Raw genomic sequence first — 16,940 nt, 5'->3', positions numbered from 1 at the left:
ATAAAGACCTGGATGACCACATCCGCAAGTCACCCTTGTGGCGTGTGCGCGAGGCATTGCTGACCTCGGTTCCAGGTGTGGGGCGGGCCACGGCGCGCACCCTTCTGGCCGAAATGCCGGAGCTCGGCAGCCTCGACAGACGCCAGATCGCATCGCTTGCGGGACTGGCACCATGGACGCGGCAATCGGGCAAGTGGAAAGGCAAGAGCTTTATCGGTGGCGGGCGCTCGAAGGTGCGGGCCGTGCTGTTCATGGCGGCACTGGTTGCGTCCCGTCACAATCCGTTCCTCAAAGCCTTCCGCGATCGCCTCGTGGCATCCGGCAAGCCCAAGATCGTCGCCATTGTCGCCACCATGCGCAAGCTTCTCACCATCCTCAACGCCATCATCCGGGAAAATAAACCATGGCAAAACGCTTGACTGCCAAGACAGTCGCTCTGCCCTGCCGGACATCTCCCCCTCAGGTGGGGAGATCGAATCGCGGAGAGGTCTCGCCCATCTTTAACGCTGCAGACAGAGCGGTGAGCAAGCGTCCAGCCAATCTCCCTCCTTGTGGGGGAGATGTCCGGCAGGACAGAGGGGGGTAAGCCCCACCCGCCAACCTCAACATCACTCCACCCCCAATGACGACATTGTGAGCGGCCTCCACCTCTTGCGTCTGGACGATCATCAACCCTTGCCGCATCCTGCCCGCACTCATCTCGTTTATGGGAGTGGTGCCGATGCTTCGCATGCTCATCTTCGCATTGTCAGGGCTTTTGGTGGCCACTGGCGCATTGGCCCAGCAACCGCCAAGCCGTCCTCCCGTAAATCGCCCGCCGATCAGCCAGTGTCAGGCGATTGCGCAGACCATGCCTGGCGCGACTTTTGCCAGTTTTCAGTCTTCGAATGTTCAATTGGCGCAGGCCAATGGCAAGGAAGAGGTAAAAATCCAATATATCGGGCATTCGACGTTTCTGATCACGTCTCCCGAAGGGGTCACCATCGCCACGGATTATAACGGCGTTTACCTGCCACCCGTTACCCCCACCATCGTCACCATGAACAATGCCCATTCGACGCATTATACGCCGTACCCGGACCCCGCAATCAAATATGTGCTGCATGGCTGGAGCGATGCGCCTGATGACAAAGCCGTCCACAAATTGCAGGTACGGGACGTCTACGTGCGCAATGTCACGTCGGATATCCGCAATCGCTGGGGCGGCGGCGGGCTGTTGAAGAAAGACGGCAATTCGATTTTCATCTTTGAAATCGCCGGTCTTTGCATCGGCCACCTTGGACACCTGCATTACGAGCTGACGGAAACGCAATATGCGGAAATCGGCCGACTGGATGTTTTGATGGTACCGGTCGATGGGGGATTGACGATGGGTGCGGACAGTATGAGCCGGATCGTCAAACGGCTGAGGTCTGCACTTATTCTGCCGATGCATCAGCCCAGCGCTCTGGAGCAATTTCTGGTGACATTCGGTGCTCAGTTCAAGATCGCCTATGCGAACTATCCTGTTATTCGTGTCTCGATGCGAAGTCTTCCCCGCCAACCGCAAATTCTCGTGCCACAAGGCATGTGAAAGGGCGATTGGCGGGACAAGGAATATTATGCAAAGGCCAGATGCTGGCGGACGCCGATGTCTGGCGTTTTGTCATCGCTAAGATTGGCCTTGGCAATTTCCCAGCCGAACTTCAACGTGCTGTCCGTGGAAGCCCAGATATCGGCATCGTCCACATGCAGAGCAAGCATTGCCAGTTGCGGGTCGTTTTTGCCATGTTCGTACCAGGCGGCGGTCACGGAGTTCCAGTATTCGTCGAGTTTCGCCTTGTCTTCGCGGACTTCCAGCTTACCGGACAGGCAGGCATGGTAATCATGGTCCTTCCCCACGACGCAGAAATGCGCGCGACCGCCTGACTTCAGCGCCTGCACGATATGCGCATCCTTCTTTGTGAAGAACCAGATGGTGTTCGTCTTGGGATCCGCATGCGGTGCCATTGGCTGCATGTGGCTGTGGAGGCCTTCCAGGCCGAGCATGCCGGCATGCACGGAATTGATTTCGTCCCACAACTGACGGGCGGGTGCTTCGCGTGCTTCACTCAGACTGACCATGAAATTGGCTCCTTCATATTTCTCGTTATCTTTTACGATGATGGGGACAGGTTGCCCGCATCAGCGCTCACTACCAAAACGAAGAGAGTACATTTCTGTTCCCTAAAGCGTTGAGAGAAGAGTGGGCGCGTGGGCTTGAACAGCAGAGCCATCGCACTTATAAGCACCGCAATCCAAACAAACGATCCGATCAGGGGTGCCATGGCTGGCCATTCACAGTTCAAGAACATCATGCATCGCAAGGGAAAACAGGATTCGATTCGTTCGAAGATGTTCTCCAAGCTCGCGCGCGAAATCACCGTCGCTGCCAAATCCGGCCTGCCGGATGTAAGTATGAACGCGGCGCTGCGTCTAGCGGTGCAAAACGCCAAAGCCCAGTCGATGCCGAAGGACAACATCGACCGTGCCATCAAGAAGGCTTCGGGCGCGGATGCCGAGAACTACGATTACGTACGTTACGAAGGCTATGGCCCCGGCGGCACGGCTGTTATTGTCGAAGCGCTGACCGACAACCGCAACCGCACAGCCTCCAACGTTCGCTCGATCTTCACCAAGGCTGGTGGCGCGTTGGGTGAAACCGGCTCGGTTTCCTTCTCCTTCGATCGCGTCGGCGAAATCACCTATAAGGCCGCCGTTGGCGATGCTGACACCGTCATGGAAGCGGCGATCGAAGCTGGTGCGGACGACGTGGAAAGCAGCGAAGACGGCCACATCATCATCTGCGGTTTCGAAGCGATGAACGAGGTGTCCAAGGCGTTGGAAGCTGTTCTCGGCGAAGCTGACAGCGTCAAGTCCATCTGGAAGCCGCAGAACACGGTGCCGGTGGATGAAGAAAAAGCGCAGTCTTTGATGAAGCTCATCGACAATCTCGAAGACGACGACGACGTCCAGAGCGTCTATTCCAACTTCGAAGTATCCGAAGAAATCATGGCCAAGCTTTCGGCCTGATTGTCGCTCCGATCAAAGATAAAAAGCCCTCGGCAGCAATGCGCGAGGGCTTTTATGTTTTCAGGCATCCATCAAGCGGCTAGTCGCAAGCCGCCACGAACCTCTGCGAACACCTCGACAGAGCGCAGGCGCTTTTCGATGTCGTGGACTGGCATGGAAACGATCAGCTCATCTGCGCCGGTGTCCGACAGAAACTCTGCCAGTTTCCGTTCGACCGTAGCGTGAGAACCGACCACGGCGTATCTGAGTGTATGGTCAACCGTCATGCGTTCCATATCGCTCCAGTGGCTGTCCATGCTTTCGACAGGTTTGGGGAACTGGGTGCGAATGTTTTTCCGCAGGTTGACCAATTGCTGTTGCGCCGAGGTGAAGAGATGTTGCGCCTCTTCATCGGTTTCCGCGCCAACGCCCATAACGCCAACCATGACATAGGGTTCTGACAATGTAGCGGAAGGTTGGAAGCGTTCGCGGTAGATGGCGATGGCGTCCATCAGCATATCGGGCGCAAAATGAGATGCGAACGAGTAGGGCAAGCCAAGAGCCGCCGCCAGATGCGCGCTGTAGACGCTGGAGCCGAGCAGCCAGATCGGCACATTGGAATTGATGCCCGGCACCGACAGGATGGCCTGATCCTGAATCGGCTCTCCAAGATACTGCTGCAACTCGAGAATATCCTGCGGGAAACTTTCAGCCCCCGCATCCATATTACGCCGCAACGCTCGTGCCGTGCGCACGTCCGTTCCTGGCGCACGTCCGAGACCAAGATCGACACGACCCGGCAACAGCGCTGCCAGCGTACCGAACTGTTCTGCAATGACCAGCGGCGAATGATTGGGCAGCATGATGCCGCCGGAGCCGACGCGAATGCGTTTCGTTGCCGCACCGACATGGGCAATGACGAGAGAGGTTGCAGCGCTGGCGATGCCGGGCATACCGTGGTGTTCGGCAAGCCAGATGCGCTCATAACCGTTTTCTTCGGCCTTGATGGCCATCCGGCGCGAATTCTCGAGCGCCTTGCTCACGGTCTCGCCCTCACCGATGGGGGAGAGATCGAGGATGGAAAAAGAGATCATCGGACGCTCCTGACGCGTTGATTTCATATGTTGGTCAAGATGTAAGTTTTACCGCAGGATTTGCCAGAGTAGTCGCGGCGAATTGATCCAAGGATCAAAAAAACTGTTCCTGAACTGCGGCGTTTTGGCACACTGTCTTGCGGTTCCTATGCCGCCTCCCAAATTCAGTGCAGCGGACCGGGCCCCTCTGACCAGATTATTTCATCTGGTGATGTCGGACCGCATCGAGCATGCTCGGTGCAGTCTGGCCAACCATCCAAACTCTCTGAACACGCTCGATTTTTTTAGCCATGCGCATCAGCGCATCTTGCGAAAGAGAGTGTAAATTATGTGCAATCTATCTCGACGTTTATTACTGACCGCAGGCGCAGCAACCGCCGCTGCTGTCATTCCCGCCGTCACGCAGGCGCAGTCATCATCATTGCGACAGGCAACGCCTTTGACACCCGCGCCGGTCAAGGACGGTAAATCCGCGCTGACACCGGATGGTGCGCTCAAGCTTCTCAAGGAAGGCAATGATGCATTCCTGCGCGATGAGCTTGTCTTTGCTGATCGCAACGAAGCGCGGCGGCTTGAGCTTGCCAAGGGACAGGCACCCTTTTGCGCCTATGTTTCCTGCTCGGACAGCCGGGTGCCACCCGAACTTCTGTTTGGGCGCGGATTGGGCGAACTCTTCATCATTCGTAACGCCGGCAATACGGTCGACACCGTCGCCATGGGGTCGATCGAATATGCCGTCGCCGTCCTCGGTGTCCCGCTCGTGGTCGTAATGGGCCACGAGAGTTGCGGTGCGGTGAAGGCTGCCATGTCCGTCGTTGAGAAAAACGCACGGTTCCCCGGGCAGATCGACAATATGATCGAGCCGATCATTCCCGCTGTGCTGGAAGCGCGCGGGCAGGCGGGTGACGCGACCGAAAACGCCGTCAAGCAGAATGTGCGGCGCGTTGTGCGCACATTGAGAGAGGAAAGCGATCCGCTGCTGCTGAAGCCTTTGGCAGATGGCAAGATCAAGATCGTCGGCGCTTATTACCACCTCGATACGGGTGCGGTCGATTTCTTCGACACGATGTAAGACGATGCGAGGAGCGGCGGTGCGCCGCCGCTCCTCTCAAATCACTTTATGGATGTTGTCGTTTTGTTCACTTATCGCTGGCAGGTTTTGTGCCGTGAGGATAGGGTGACATATGCAAAATGCGATTCGAATTATCGGGATTGATCCCGGGCTGCGGCGAATGGGCTGGGGTGTCATCGAAACCTTGGGCAACAGCCTGCGTTTCGTGGCGTCCGGCACCGTGACGTCTGACGGTGACATGGATCTCGCATCCCGCCTTTGCCAGTTGCATGATGGGCTTGCCGAGATCGTCCATTCCCATCAACCTCATGAGGCGGCGGTTGAGCAGACCTTCGTCAACAAGGACGCGGTTGCGACCCTGAAGCTGGGGCAGGCGCGCGGCATCGCCATGCTGGTTCCTGCACGGGCCGGATTGCCGGTTGCGGAATATGCTCCGAACGCGGTCAAAAAAGCCGTCATCGGTGTCGGTCACGGTGACAAGCAGCAGATTCACATGATGCTGAAAATTCTGATGCCCAAGGCTGAATTCAAGGGCAATGATGCGGCGGACGCGCTCGCTATCGCCATTTGCCACGCTCACAATCGGGTCAGTGAGCGCATGCGGCGCGTTCTGGCTGCCAGCTAATCTTTTATTCATCGGACAGGCATCGACATGATCGGAAAACTCAAAGGCACAATCGACGAAATCGGCGACGACCATGTGGTCGTTGATGTGCACGGCGTTTGTTACGTCGCCTATTGTTCGACACGGACTCTGTCGCGCCTCGGCTCGGCCGGCGAAGCCGTGGTGCTCTTCATCGAAACCTATGTCCGTGAAGACCAAATCAGGCTTTTCGGTTTTCTCAGTGCGCTGGAGCGTGAGTGGTTCAACCTCCTGCAAAGCGTTCAGGGCGTTGGTGCCAAGGTCGCGCTGGCGGTGCTGTCGACGCTGACGCCATCAGAGCTTGCCAATGCTATCGCGCTCCAGGACAAGGTGGTCGTGTCGCGTGCCCCCGGTGTCGGTCCAAAAGTGGCGGTGCGTATCGTCACGGAGCTTCGCAACAAGGCTCCCGCCTTTGCAGGTGAAGCATCCGCCTCCATCGTTTTCAAGCAGGAACTGGCCGAAGGCGTCGCATCCGCACCGGTGGCCGACGCCGTCTCAGCACTCACCAATCTCGGCTACTCGCGCGATCAGGCTGCCAATGCCGTGGCCGCCGCGCTGAAGAATGGCGGGGAGGGTGGCGACAGCGCCAAGCTGATCCGCTTGGGGTTGAAGGAGCTTTCGCGGTAAGAGTCCATTTGGTGTTTTGTTGGAAGAATGGTAATATTTCTTACGAATTAGATTTTGATGGAGGATTTTGTTTTGGGATGGGAATTGACGCTTTCGTCCAAAGGACAAGTAACGCTTCCAAAAGACATGCGCGAGGCTTTGAACCTCCGTGCTGGTGATCAGATCGTTTACACGGTGATCGACGGAGAAGTAGTTCTGACGCCTAAAAACGTTGATTTCAACGATCTCGCAGGGCTGTTGGGCAAACCCCCAAGAGGCCGTTCAACATTGGAAGAGATCGATGAGGCGGTTTTAAATGCCGCTGGCCATAATGTTGTCGATACGGATGATGAAAGCTCGGAAGCTGCTGCATGAACATGTTTGGTCTGGACACGAATGTTGTGCTGAGACTTTTCGTAGACGATGATCCAAAGCAACGGCAGGCCGCGCTGCGGTTTGGTGCGGAAATAGGGCGTAGCCACACCGTGTTCGTCACCCTCATAACGCTCATTGAACTCGATTGGGCGCTACGGTCCAACTACGGCTTCGATCGAAGGCAGGTTATGGTCGCGATCCGGAAGCTTCTACATACACGCGGACTTTTCGTTGAAGGGCACGATATTGTGGTCAAGGCGTTGCGTTTCGTTGAGAAGAACAATGCGGATTTCGCAGATGCACTGATTGCATGCCGGTCCCAAAGCGAAGAGTGCGCAGTGACATACACATTCGATCAGAAAGCGGCGCGTAAAATACCCGGAATGGAACTTTTGACATGAGTGACGCGGCACGGCTGATTTCTTCGGAGAAGCGCGGCGAAGATATCGACACCACGCTGCGCCCACAGACGCTGGATGATTTTACCGGTCAGGCGGAGGCGCGCGCGAACCTGAAAATCTTCATCGAAGCGGCAAAGAACCGTGGCGAGGCGCTGGACCATGTTCTGTTTGTTGGCCCTCCCGGTCTCGGCAAAACGACGCTGGCACAGATCATGGCCAAGGAACTGGGCGTCAATTTTAAGTCTACCTCTGGCCCCGTCATTGCCAAGGCGGGTGATCTGGCGGCGCTGTTGACCAATCTTGAAGAGCGCGACGTGCTGTTCATCGATGAAATCCACCGCCTGAGCCCCGCTGTTGAAGAAATCCTTTATCCGGCGATGGAGGATTTTCAGCTCGACCTTATCATTGGCGAGGGGCCGGCGGCGCGTTCGGTGAAGATCGATCTGTCGAAATTCACGCTGGTGGCCGCCACCACGCGACTTGGGCTTTTGACCAACCCTTTGCGAGATCGCTTCGGCATTCCTGTTCGGCTGTCTTTCTACACCGTCGAAGAGCTTGAACTGATCGTGCGGCGCGGTGCGCGCATCATGGGATTGCCGATGACGGAAGAGGGTGCGCGTGAAATCGCTCGCCGTTCGCGTGGCACGCCGCGCATCGCCGGGCGGCTGTTGCGCCGGGTGCGTGATTTTGCCGAGGTGGCAAGGGCCGAAGCCGTGACGCGCCAGATTGCCGACGAGGCGCTGACCCGGCTGTTGGTGGACAATATGGGTCTCGACCAACTCGACATGCGGTATTTGACCATGATCGCCGTCAATTTTGGCGGTGGGCCGGTGGGTATCGAAACCATTGCCGCTGGCTTGTCCGAACCACGCGATGCCATCGAGGATATCATTGAGCCCTATATGATCCAGCAAGGCTTCATTCAGCGCACGCCACGTGGCCGTATTTTGACCGCAACCGCGTGGAAACATCTTGGCATGCAGCCGCCAAAGGATTTGGAAGCGGCGCAATTTCGCATGACGCTCGAGGACGATTGATTGTGATTACGCGCCGGGCTTTGCTGAAGACGGCCGCCACGATGGCGGCGGGACTGGTGTCTCTTAGTGCCTATGCGGGCGGCATCGAACCGCTGGCGCGGCTTTCCACCACGCGATACCGCATCACTCCGCCGGGTTGGCCGGCAGGTCAGCGTTTGCGTATCGTGGCGCTGGCGGATTTTCACGCCTGCGAACCGTGGATGCCCGCCGAGCGGATCGCTAAAATTTGCGATTATGCCAATACATTGGGTGGCGATATCATTCTGTTGCTGGGCGACTATATGTCGGGCATGAAGCTGGTGACGGGCGTCGTTCCACCCGAGGAATGGGCGCGTGCGCTGTCCGGATTGAAAGCGACTTACGGCGTTCATGCCATCTGCGGAAATCACGACTGGTGGCAGGACCCTGAGGCCCAACGGCTGAGACTGAAAGAGACCGTGGCGCATCGCGCGTTGAGAGCGGTCGGTATTCATGTTCATTCCAACGATGCCGTGAAAAGCGGGTCTGACGAGCAGCCATTCTGGATTGCCGGACTGGAAGACCAGTGGGCGTATCTTCAAGGGCGTCGAAGGACGGGGCTCGATGATCTGGGCGGAACGCTTGCGCAGGTCACCGATGATGCGCCGGTCATCTTACTGGCGCACGAGCCGGACATTTTCACGTCGGTTCCTGACCGTGTTGCGCTGACGCTTTCGGGCCATACCCATGGTGGACAGGTGAACCTTTTCGGCTGGCGACCTGCTGTGCCATCCCGTTACGGTGAGCGTTTCGCCTATGGTCACGTGGTGGAGGACAACAGACATCTTGTGGTATCAGGTGGTCTTGGCTGCTCCATTGCTCCCGTCCGCTTCATGTCCCCACCGGAGGTGGTCGTCATCGAACTGGGTTGAGGCAGCCGGAACCATCCGTCCTGCCCATCATTTCCGTTCTTTACGAGGAGCGAGCAATGACCAAATTTCGCAAGGGTGCCAAGGTGCAGTGGAAATGGGGAACGGGTAAGGGCGAAGGCAAGGTCGCCGAGAGCTTTACCGAAGACGTCGAACGCAAAATCGAAGGTTCTGTCATCAAACGCAAGGCGAGTGAGGACGAACCGGCCTATCTCATCGAGCAGGAAGATGGTGGACGGGTTTTGAAAAGCCATTCGGAACTGGAAAAGGCGGATTGATTTTGAATATCTTGTAAAGTGAGCCGGTGAGTTTCTAGCTTGGGAGGGCGTTCCGAATAACGATCCTGAAATTGACGTAGGTTATTCGGATAATGAACTAGTGCTACTTTAATGTGCAGTATTTTGAGAATGCACTTGAAATCTTTAGTTGCGTGGCTAAACATAAAAGCTGTTAGATTCAGCTAGATGTGAAGGTTATGCTATGCCCAAGTTGAGAGAACCAGAAGCTCGTCTTGTCGCCCTGAGAATTGCAGCGTTATCTCCAAACGGAGAGGTTAGTACCGCAGAAATCAAAGAAAAATTTCCAAAATATCGGTCGATGTCTCCTGAGGATTTAATTCCGTCAACTACCCGTTCTAACGAACATAAATGGGAGCAGATAGTGGGAAATGTAATATCCCACAAGAATAGCTCTACCAGCATATTTAAAAAAGGGCTTGCTGAGCGAACTCTTGATGGGATTAAAATTACAAACTTAGGCTTGTCTGTTTTGAAAGCGAAAAAACTTATTTAAATTTTTTTTTGTATCCAAGGGGTAGCCATTTTAATTCAGGCGCGGTCGTTTGGGCTTTATCCCAAATGAACCAAGCATATGCTGTCGTGCCAGATCCTCTTATTTCCGCGTCTAAAGGGTAAAATGTAATACGCTCACTGAACACCCATACTCTTGAGGGAGGCGTTTTACTAAAGATAGAAGTGTTGCGGCCCGCACCTTCTAAAAAAGCAAGGCGCAATAGAAGCGCCACCTTTTCTCCAGCATTTTCTAAGCCAGCCTTAACAAACCCTTCAGCACTGTTATACGGAGGGTTAGTGATGATGTTGTTCGACTGCCTCTTTGCTGTCAAAAAATCAATACCAGTGTCGCCGTATCCGCGATCGTATAAATCCGAACTGTAAACATCACATCCAGTTCTTTTTAAAACTTCTGACATCGCTCCGTTGCCACAAGCACATTCCCATATTTCTCCTTTGAACTCCTCTACATCGACCAGAGCTTGGGTTGCCCACGCAGGCGTCGGAAAGAAATCAGGCCCATCGATGTCCGCCGATCTTTTAGCTGTTGGTTTAAAACCGCCATTGAGATTATATGTAGCGTCCATCTCGTCCTCACTCTTTATTCTTATCATCGTACTAACATATTTGTATTTCCATCCCAACGTTGGGTGGAGTTAGAAGGATGTATTTTTTGACTGAAGACACCCGCATTCGCATGAAATTCAAACCCAAGCGTATTTTCCAGATGCGCGTGGCGGGCATCGCGTTTCGCGATGGGCATGTTCTGGTGCATCGTGCCACGCACGAAAAATTCTGGAGCTTTCCCGGTGGTCGCGCCGAAATGGGTGAGCAATCACAGGAAACGCTGGCGCGGGAAATGGTGGAGGAACTCGGCGTCGAGGCCAAGGTGGGCCGACTGCTTTGGGTGGTCGAGAACTTCTTTCATTATGAAGGCAAGGACTGGCACGAACTTGGTTTTTACTACCTGATGGAATTGCCCGAAACCTTTCCTTTCCACGAAGAAAACATTGTCCACCGCATGCAGGATGGCAAACATCCGCTGGAATTCCGTTGGGCAAGAGCGACCAAGGAAGCCTTGACGCAGTTGGACATTCCGCCCTATTTCATCGCGGGTGAAATCGAAAACCTTCCCACTTCCGTTCAGCACATCGTTTGGGATGACGGGAACTTGGACGACAAATGAGTGATGGCATTTCTCCACGGCACATGATCAGACTTGATCATAAGCCCCAGCTTTTCAGCTTTCGTGTGGCTGGCTTAGTGTTCCATAATGGCTATCTCTTGGTAAACCGAAGCCTCACCGATCGCTATTGGGCGCTCCCCGGCGGACGTGCCGAAATCGGGGAGAGTTCGGAAGAGACGATCCTGCGAGAAATCAAGGAAGAACTGCATGTCGAGGCGCGGATCGAGCGTCTTTTGTGGTCAGCCGAAAGCTTCTTTTCATACGGCGAATATGACGCGCATGAACTGGCCTTCTATTACATGATCCATCTCGAACAGGCTTTTCCTTTTCATGAAAACGACATCGTTCATCGTATTGTTGATGGTGTGGATGTCGAATTTCGATGGTTGCCCGCGACCACGTTAGCGTTGAAAGAGCATGATTTGAGGCCTGCTTTTATCGCGGAGCGAATCGACGCGCTGCCGCAACGACACGAGCACCTGATCGTGCGCGAAGGATTACCGCGGAATGACTGACCTCACCGTATCCCTCTCCGGCGAACTCATCGAACACGGTCACCGCTTAACACAGCGTGTCTACTATGAAGATACCGACTTCTCCGGTCTCGTTTATCACGCGCGCTACCTGCATTTCCTCGAGCGGGGGCGTACGGATTACCTGCGTTGCCTCGGCTGCGAGCAGAGCGCGTTGTTGACGGCGGATGAGGAGGGGCTTGTGTTCGTCGTTCACCGCATGGAAATCGATTTCAAGTCACCGGCGCGGATGGATGATGTTTTGACCATTACGACGCTTACCGAAAAAGCCGGTGGTGCGAAGATGGTGCTGAACCAGGAAATCCGGCGCGGCGAAACACTTTTGATTGTCGCGAAAGTGATTATTGCTGTCATCAACGCCAAGGGAAGACCGCGGCGTTTGCCCGATACGATTGCCGAGAAATTTCTGAAGTAAGAATTCAGGAATATGCGGTTGCTGTTTGAAGTGTCGATTTCGTAACACTCTCTTAACCATAATGTAGTCTTACTTAACCATTCGGTATTTGTGCGCCGCACGCCTTCCTTTTACCAAATTTACGGTCAAGGAAGGCTGAATGGTAATATCGGGGCACGGCTCAAGGGGTTTTCGGCAGTGGCCGCAGGACTTCAAACGTTGATGCGCGTTTAAATCGCCCGGTCACGTACCGGGCGTTTGGATTCGGGGATTGGATTTTTATGGAACAGGCAGGTTTGGCCGCGGCAACGCACGACGTAAGTCTTTGGGCGCTGTTCATGCAGGCGGGTCTCATCGTCAAGCTGGTTATGATCGGCCTCATCGCCGCCTCTGTCTGGACGTGGGCCATCGTCATCGACAAATACGTGTCCTTCGGCAAGGCAAAGCGCCAGTTCGACCAGTTCGAACAGGTGTTCTGGTCCGGCCAGTCGCTTGAAGAGCTGTACCGGACGCTGGCCGAGCGTCAGAACACGGGCCTTGCGGCCATTTTCGTGGCCGCCATGCGCGAGTGGAAGAAATCCTTCGAGCGCGGTGCACGGTCTCCCATCGGTCTTCAGATGCGTATCGACCGGGCGATGGATGTGACCATGGCGCGTGAAGGCGAAACCTTCGATGCGCGTCTCGGTTCGCTGGCGACCATCGGCTCTGCGGGTCCGTTCATCGGTCTGTTCGGTACGGTTATCGGTATCATGACCTCGTTCCAGGCGATTGCCGGTTCCAAGTCCACCAACCTTGCGGTTGTGGCACCGGGTATCGCTGAAGCGCTTCTGGCGACGGCCATTGGTCTGGTTGCCGCTATTCCGGCGGTTATCGCTTACAACAAATTCACAGGCGATGCAGGCAAGCTCTCTGCGCGCATGGAAGGTTTTGCGGATGAGTTCTCCGCCATCCTTTCGCGCCAGATCGATGAGAAGCTGCAGACCCGTCAGGCCGCGCAGTAAGCGCGCACCCGAGCGAGTGGAGTAACACAATGGGAATGTCAGCAGGCGGTGGCGGCGGTGGGTCCGGTGGACGCCGTGGCCGAGGTCGAGGACGCCGCAAGGGCGGCGCGATCAGTGAAATCAACGTGACGCCCCTGGTGGACGTCATGCTGGTGCTGCTCATCATCTTCATGGTGGCGGCACCGATGATGACGGTCGGCGTGCCTGTCGATCTGCCACAGACATCTGCGAATGCGCTGAATTCCGATACGCAGCCGATTACCATTTCGGTCAATGCCGACGGCGTGATCCATTTGCAGGAAACACCGATCCAGGCGGCGGAAGTTGCCGACAAGCTGCAGGCGATTTCGACCACCGGCTACAATGAGCGGATTTTCGTGCGCGCAGACTCGGTTGCCGCCTATGGCATCGTGGCCGATGTCATGGCGCGTATTCAGGCAGCGGGCTTCAAGAATATCGGCCTCGTAACGCAACAGAAACAGGACAATTGATCTAAGCATGAAGGGCAGCGTCACCACATCTGCGATCGTGCACGCCTCGCTGCTGGCCTTTGCCCTCGTGTCTTTGGGCTCGCCAGCACCGCTCGAGGTGTCTCAGGCTGAGTCGATGCCTGTCGATCTCGTATCCGTGGAAGAGATGACGCAGATCCAGCAGGGCGACAAGAACGCGCCCAAGGCCGAGAAGTCTGCACCTGTCCCGACGACACGCCCGGATATCATTCCCAATGCCCAGAACATGGGCAACAACACCGCTGATCTCGACGCACCGCCAACACCCACGGAAAAACCCAACAACAACGACAGTGCCGCCGCCCCGCCCAAGCAGGAGAAGCCGGCACCCGTCGTCGATACCAAGCCGAACGAGGTGAAGGATATCGTCAAGGAAGAAACATCAGCGCCAAAGCCACAGGAAACGGCCTCTCTTCCAACGCCTAAGCCTGAAATCGTGACGCCGCCTAAGCCTGCCGAGCCGCCTGCGCAACAACAGGCGCAGGAGCCTCCGCCGCAAAATCAGGAACCGGCAGAAATTCCCGTGCCGCCGAATGTGCCGCGCCCGAATTCGCGCCCGCAGCCACCTGAGCCAAAGCCGGAGCCGCCCAAACAGGCCGAACAGAAGCCAGCCGAGCAGAAACCTGCCGAAAAGCCAGCGGAAAAGAAGCCCGAGCAGGCAAAGTCGAACGAGAAGCCAACCGACAAGAAACCCGCTGATCGCAAGCAGGAGACGGCCAAGTCTGCCGCTTCGCAGGCCAGCGAGTTCAATGCCGACGAGATTTCTGCATTGCTGAACAAGCAGGCTCCGTCTGGCGGTGGCGCGAAACGCTCAACCGAGACGGCATCGCTGGGCGGCAAGAAGACGATCGGCACCGGCTTGAGTGCCAGTGAAATCGACAGTGTCAGAGGCCAGATTCAGAACAATTGGGCCATGGCATCCGGCTTGACCGGCGTTGCCGAGGTGCGGGTAGTGGTTCGCGTGTCTCTCGATCAGTCCGGCAACATCGTCGGCCAGCCGGAAGTAACTGCGACAGGCGGACCGGAAGGGACGCGCCGTGCCGTTGAAGGCAGCGCGCGCCGTGCGATCTTCAGGTCTGCGCCGCTGAAAAATCTGCCAGTTGAAAAATACGATGGCGAAAGGGGATGGAACACCTTGGTCCTGAACTTCGACCCATCTGAGTTTGCGCTTTAAACCGACAGTTTTGGGACCGATGAAAAGACCAATGCCCAACTCGATGTCCAATTTTTGTATGAAGCTGAAAGGCTTGTCTCAATGATCAAGTTCTCTCTCCTGCGTGCGGTGATGGTTGCCTCCGGCATGCTATTTTCGTTCGTTGCGGTCACACCGGCCAGTGCTGAAGTTCAAATCAACATCAACAAGGGTAACGTTCAGCCGTTGCCGATCGCGGTTACCGATTTCATGTCGGGTGACGGCATCGGCGCGCAGGTCTCGCAGGTTATCGCAGCCGACCTTCAGCGGTCCGGCCTGTTTGCCCCGGTCAACAAAAACGCCTTCATCGAAAAGATCAGCAACCCGGATCAGCAGCCGCGATTCGAAGACTGGAAGGTCATCAACGCACAGGCGCTGGTGACGGGTCGCGTGACGAAGGAGGCCGATGGTCGCCTTCGCGCCGAGTTCCGCCTTTGGGACACGTTCGCGGGCCAGCAGATGACCGGGCAGCAGTTTTTCACCCAGCCGGAAAACTGGCGTCGTGTTGCGCATATCATCGCCGACGCGATCTATGAGCGCGTGACGGGTGAAAAGGGTTACTTCGACACCCGCGTTGTTTTCGTTTCCGAAAGCGGACCGAAGACCGACCGCAAGCGCGCTTTGTCGATCATGGATCAGGACGGTTTCAACGTTCGCAACCTGACCAACACCAAAGACCTCGTTCTGACGCCGCGTTTCTCGCCCAGCCGTCAGGAAGTCACCTACATGTCGTTCGAGGGCCAGCAGCCGCGCGTTTACCTGTTGCAGCTGGAAACCGGACAGCGTGAAGTCGTCGGCAACTTCCCCGGCATGACGTTTTCGCCGCGCTTTTCGCCAGATGGCCAGAAGGTCATCATGAGCCTTCAGCAGGAAGGTAATGCCAATATCTACACCATGGACCTGCGGTCCCGCACGACAACGCGCCTGACCAACACTGGCGCTATCGATACGGCACCATCCTATGCACCGGACGGCCAGCGTATCGCCTTTGAAAGTGACCGTGGTGGTCGTCAGCAGATTTATGTTATGAATGCCGATGGCTCCGGCCAGACGCGTGTATCCTTCGGTGATGGTTCCTATTCCACACCGGTCTGGTCCCCACGCGGCGATCTGATTGCGTTCACCAAGCAGTCCGGTGGTAAATTCTCCATCGGCGTGATGAAGCCGGATGGTTCGGGCGAGCGTATCTTGACCACGGGCTTCCACAATGAAGGCCCGACATGGGCACCAAACGGTCGCGTGATCATGTTCTTCCGTCAAAATGCGGGTGCGGGCGGTCCTCAGCTCTACTCCATCGACCTGACGGGCTATAACGAGCAGTTGATCAAGACGCCGACATTCGCGTCGGACCCGGCCTGGTCGCCGCTGCTGGACTAATTCAACCATTGTGGCGGCACTGCTGGAGCAGTTGCCGTCATAAACTACGCATGCCCTTACCAGGAACTGCTCTGCCTTCTGCCGCCAAGTGTTGCGGAGGCGCGAAAAATCGGGCATTTCCTTTCTGTTAACCATAATTGTTTGGGGGCAATTAACTGCATTCGGTTATTGTCTGGCAACGTTACTGAATTCTAAGGAGAGACCGGCAATGAGCCGTACAAACACTTCGGCACTCGGCCCGATGCAGAGAATTGCCCGCAACCCGGCCATGATCGCTCTGACGCTAGCGCTTGCGCTGGCCGGTTGCGCCAACAAGAAGAATATGCCCAACAGTGCTGGCGAACTTGGCCTTGGTGGCGGCGCAGGCTCTGCAACGCCGGGCTCTGCCCAGGACTTCACCGTCAACGTTGGCGACCGTATCTTCTTCGATACCGACAGCACATCCATCCGCGCCGATGCACAGCAGACGCTGCAGCGTCAGGCACAGTGGCTTGCCCGTTATCCAAACTACGCAATCACCGTTGAAGGCCACGCCGATGAGCGCGGCACACGCGAGTACAACTTGGCTCTGGGTGCACGTCGTGCCGCTTCGACCAAGCAGTTCCTGGCATCGCAGGGTGTTCCTGCAAACCGCATGAAGACGATTTCCTACGGTAAGGAACGTCCGGTTGCTGTTTGCGACGACATCTCCTGCTGGTCGCAGAACCGTCGCGCCGTCACGGTTCTTGGTGGCGCAGGCATGTAATTGCCTCGCACGGATGTGATGATGATTGAAAGGCGGTCTTCGGGCCGCCTTTTGTTTTTTCCATAGT

General features: G+C 56.1%; 23 protein-coding genes. 20 read left to right on the top strand and 3 right to left on the bottom strand.

The window, feature by feature from the left end:
- Both DSM25558_RS09800 and DSM25558_RS09790 read left to right on the top strand, forming a co-directional pair.
- On the top strand, nucleotides 1-419 hold a 419-nt coding region (locus DSM25558_RS09800), incomplete at its 5' end, for a transposase (protein ID WP_143240061.1).
- 302 nt (nucleotides 420-721) lie between these two features.
- Nucleotides 722-1,573 carry an MBL fold metallo-hydrolase gene (locus DSM25558_RS09790; protein ID WP_077104181.1) on the top strand — a complete coding sequence of 284 codons (852 nt, stop codon included), beginning with the start codon at nucleotides 722-724 and terminating at the stop codon, nucleotides 1,571-1,573.
- Nucleotides 1,574-1,599: 26 nt separating this feature from the next.
- Here the strand turns inward: DSM25558_RS09790 and DSM25558_RS09785 are convergent, their stop codons facing one another.
- Nucleotides 1,600-2,103, bottom strand: coding sequence for a pyridoxamine 5'-phosphate oxidase family protein (locus DSM25558_RS09785; RefSeq protein WP_077104179.1), 504 nt, complete (start codon nucleotides 2,101-2,103; stop codon nucleotides 1,600-1,602).
- Between the two features lie 201 nt (nucleotides 2,104-2,304).
- Between DSM25558_RS09785 and DSM25558_RS09780 the strand changes: the two genes are divergently transcribed.
- Entirely contained in the window at nucleotides 2,305-3,051 is a 747-nt protein-coding gene (locus tag DSM25558_RS09780; protein ID WP_077104231.1) for a YebC/PmpR family DNA-binding transcriptional regulator, read from the top strand.
- A 71-nt stretch (nucleotides 3,052-3,122) separates the two neighbouring features.
- On the opposite strand, the gene DSM25558_RS09775 is transcribed toward DSM25558_RS09780, so the two are convergent.
- Entirely contained in the window at nucleotides 3,123-4,124 is a 1,002-nt protein-coding gene (locus tag DSM25558_RS09775) for an LLM class flavin-dependent oxidoreductase (protein WP_077104177.1), read from the bottom strand.
- 328 nt (nucleotides 4,125-4,452) lie between these two features.
- Between DSM25558_RS09775 and DSM25558_RS09770 the strand changes: the two genes are divergently transcribed.
- The 9 genes from DSM25558_RS09770 (at nucleotide 4,453) to DSM25558_RS28205 (ending at nucleotide 9,937) form a co-directional block, all read left to right on the top strand.
- Nucleotides 4,453-5,196, top strand: a complete 744-nt coding sequence (locus DSM25558_RS09770; RefSeq protein ID WP_083716386.1) for a carbonic anhydrase — start codon at nucleotides 4,453-4,455, stop codon at nucleotides 5,194-5,196.
- Between the two features lie 112 nt (nucleotides 5,197-5,308).
- Complete coding sequence (ruvC, locus tag DSM25558_RS09765) at nucleotides 5,309-5,821, top strand: crossover junction endodeoxyribonuclease RuvC (RefSeq protein ID WP_067644305.1); 513 nt, start codon at nucleotides 5,309-5,311, stop codon at nucleotides 5,819-5,821.
- Between the two features lie 27 nt (nucleotides 5,822-5,848).
- Nucleotides 5,849-6,466: a Holliday junction branch migration protein RuvA gene (gene ruvA, locus DSM25558_RS09760; protein WP_077104175.1), complete on the top strand. Its 618-nt coding sequence runs from the start codon at nucleotides 5,849-5,851 to the stop codon at nucleotides 6,464-6,466.
- A gap of 57 nt (nucleotides 6,467-6,523) precedes the next feature.
- A complete protein-coding gene (locus tag DSM25558_RS09755) occupies nucleotides 6,524-6,820 on the top strand; it encodes an AbrB/MazE/SpoVT family DNA-binding domain-containing protein (protein WP_083716385.1) in 297 nt (98 codons plus the stop codon).
- Nucleotides 6,817-7,221: a PIN domain-containing protein gene (locus DSM25558_RS09750; RefSeq protein ID WP_083716383.1), complete on the top strand. Its 405-nt coding sequence runs from the start codon at nucleotides 6,817-6,819 to the stop codon at nucleotides 7,219-7,221. The genes DSM25558_RS09755 and DSM25558_RS09750 overlap by 4 nt, the downstream gene beginning before the upstream one ends.
- Nucleotides 7,218-8,258: a Holliday junction branch migration DNA helicase RuvB gene (gene ruvB, locus DSM25558_RS09745; RefSeq protein WP_065697633.1), complete on the top strand. Its 1,041-nt coding sequence runs from the start codon at nucleotides 7,218-7,220 to the stop codon at nucleotides 8,256-8,258. Before DSM25558_RS09750 ends, ruvB begins: the two co-directional genes overlap by 4 nt.
- Nucleotides 8,259-8,260: 2 nt before the next feature.
- A complete protein-coding gene (locus DSM25558_RS09740) occupies nucleotides 8,261-9,148 on the top strand; it encodes a metallophosphoesterase (protein ID WP_077104223.1) in 888 nt (295 codons plus the stop codon).
- A 56-nt stretch (nucleotides 9,149-9,204) separates the two neighbouring features.
- Nucleotides 9,205-9,423: a hypervirulence associated TUDOR domain-containing protein gene (locus DSM25558_RS09735; RefSeq protein ID WP_077104221.1), complete on the top strand. Its 219-nt coding sequence runs from the start codon at nucleotides 9,205-9,207 to the stop codon at nucleotides 9,421-9,423.
- A gap of 202 nt (nucleotides 9,424-9,625) precedes the next feature.
- Complete coding sequence (locus DSM25558_RS28205; protein ID WP_143240060.1) at nucleotides 9,626-9,937, top strand: hypothetical protein; 312 nt, start codon at nucleotides 9,626-9,628, stop codon at nucleotides 9,935-9,937.
- Here DSM25558_RS28205 and DSM25558_RS09730 read toward each other — a convergent pair.
- Nucleotides 9,930-10,523 carry a hypothetical protein gene (locus tag DSM25558_RS09730; RefSeq protein ID WP_077104219.1) on the bottom strand — a complete coding sequence of 198 codons (594 nt, stop codon included), beginning with the start codon at nucleotides 10,521-10,523 and terminating at the stop codon, nucleotides 9,930-9,932. The genes DSM25558_RS28205 and DSM25558_RS09730 overlap by 8 nt on opposite strands.
- Nucleotides 10,524-10,600: 77 nt before the next feature.
- Here DSM25558_RS09730 and DSM25558_RS09725 point away from each other — a divergent pair, with 77 nt between their 5' ends.
- The 8 genes from DSM25558_RS09725 (at nucleotide 10,601) to pal (ending at nucleotide 16,873) form a co-directional block, all read left to right on the top strand.
- Nucleotides 10,601-11,122 (top strand): NUDIX hydrolase, encoded by a 522-nt coding sequence (locus DSM25558_RS09725; protein WP_077104173.1) that lies wholly within the window; start codon nucleotides 10,601-10,603, stop codon nucleotides 11,120-11,122.
- A complete protein-coding gene (locus DSM25558_RS09720; RefSeq protein ID WP_077104171.1) occupies nucleotides 11,119-11,637 on the top strand; it encodes an NUDIX hydrolase in 519 nt (172 codons plus the stop codon). The genes DSM25558_RS09725 and DSM25558_RS09720 overlap by 4 nt, the downstream gene beginning before the upstream one ends.
- On the top strand, nucleotides 11,630-12,070 hold the full coding sequence (ybgC, locus tag DSM25558_RS09715; RefSeq protein ID WP_077104169.1) for a tol-pal system-associated acyl-CoA thioesterase: 441 nt from the start codon (nucleotides 11,630-11,632) through the stop codon (nucleotides 12,068-12,070). The genes DSM25558_RS09720 and ybgC overlap by 8 nt, the downstream gene beginning before the upstream one ends.
- Nucleotides 12,071-12,330: 260 nt before the next feature.
- Entirely contained in the window at nucleotides 12,331-13,050 is a 720-nt protein-coding gene (gene tolQ, locus DSM25558_RS09710; protein ID WP_077104167.1) for a protein TolQ, read from the top strand.
- Between the two features lie 29 nt (nucleotides 13,051-13,079).
- On the top strand, nucleotides 13,080-13,541 hold the full coding sequence (gene tolR, locus DSM25558_RS09705; RefSeq protein WP_045228481.1) for a protein TolR: 462 nt from the start codon (nucleotides 13,080-13,082) through the stop codon (nucleotides 13,539-13,541).
- Nucleotides 13,542-13,548: 7 nt separating this feature from the next.
- Complete coding sequence (locus DSM25558_RS09700) at nucleotides 13,549-14,733, top strand: hypothetical protein (protein WP_077104165.1); 1,185 nt, start codon at nucleotides 13,549-13,551, stop codon at nucleotides 14,731-14,733.
- 81 nt (nucleotides 14,734-14,814) lie between these two features.
- Nucleotides 14,815-16,128, top strand: coding sequence for a Tol-Pal system beta propeller repeat protein TolB (tolB, locus tag DSM25558_RS09695; RefSeq protein ID WP_077104163.1), 1,314 nt, complete (start codon nucleotides 14,815-14,817; stop codon nucleotides 16,126-16,128).
- A gap of 208 nt (nucleotides 16,129-16,336) precedes the next feature.
- Complete coding sequence (gene pal / locus DSM25558_RS09690; protein ID WP_077104161.1) at nucleotides 16,337-16,873, top strand: peptidoglycan-associated lipoprotein Pal; 537 nt, start codon at nucleotides 16,337-16,339, stop codon at nucleotides 16,871-16,873.
- Nucleotides 16,874-16,940: the final 67 nt, after the last annotated feature.

Source organism: Agrobacterium sp. DSM 25558 (assembly GCF_900100825.1).
Taxonomy (GTDB): Bacteria; Pseudomonadota; Alphaproteobacteria; order Rhizobiales; family Rhizobiaceae; genus Agrobacterium.
This window is presented reverse-complemented; position numbering and strand designations above follow the sequence as displayed.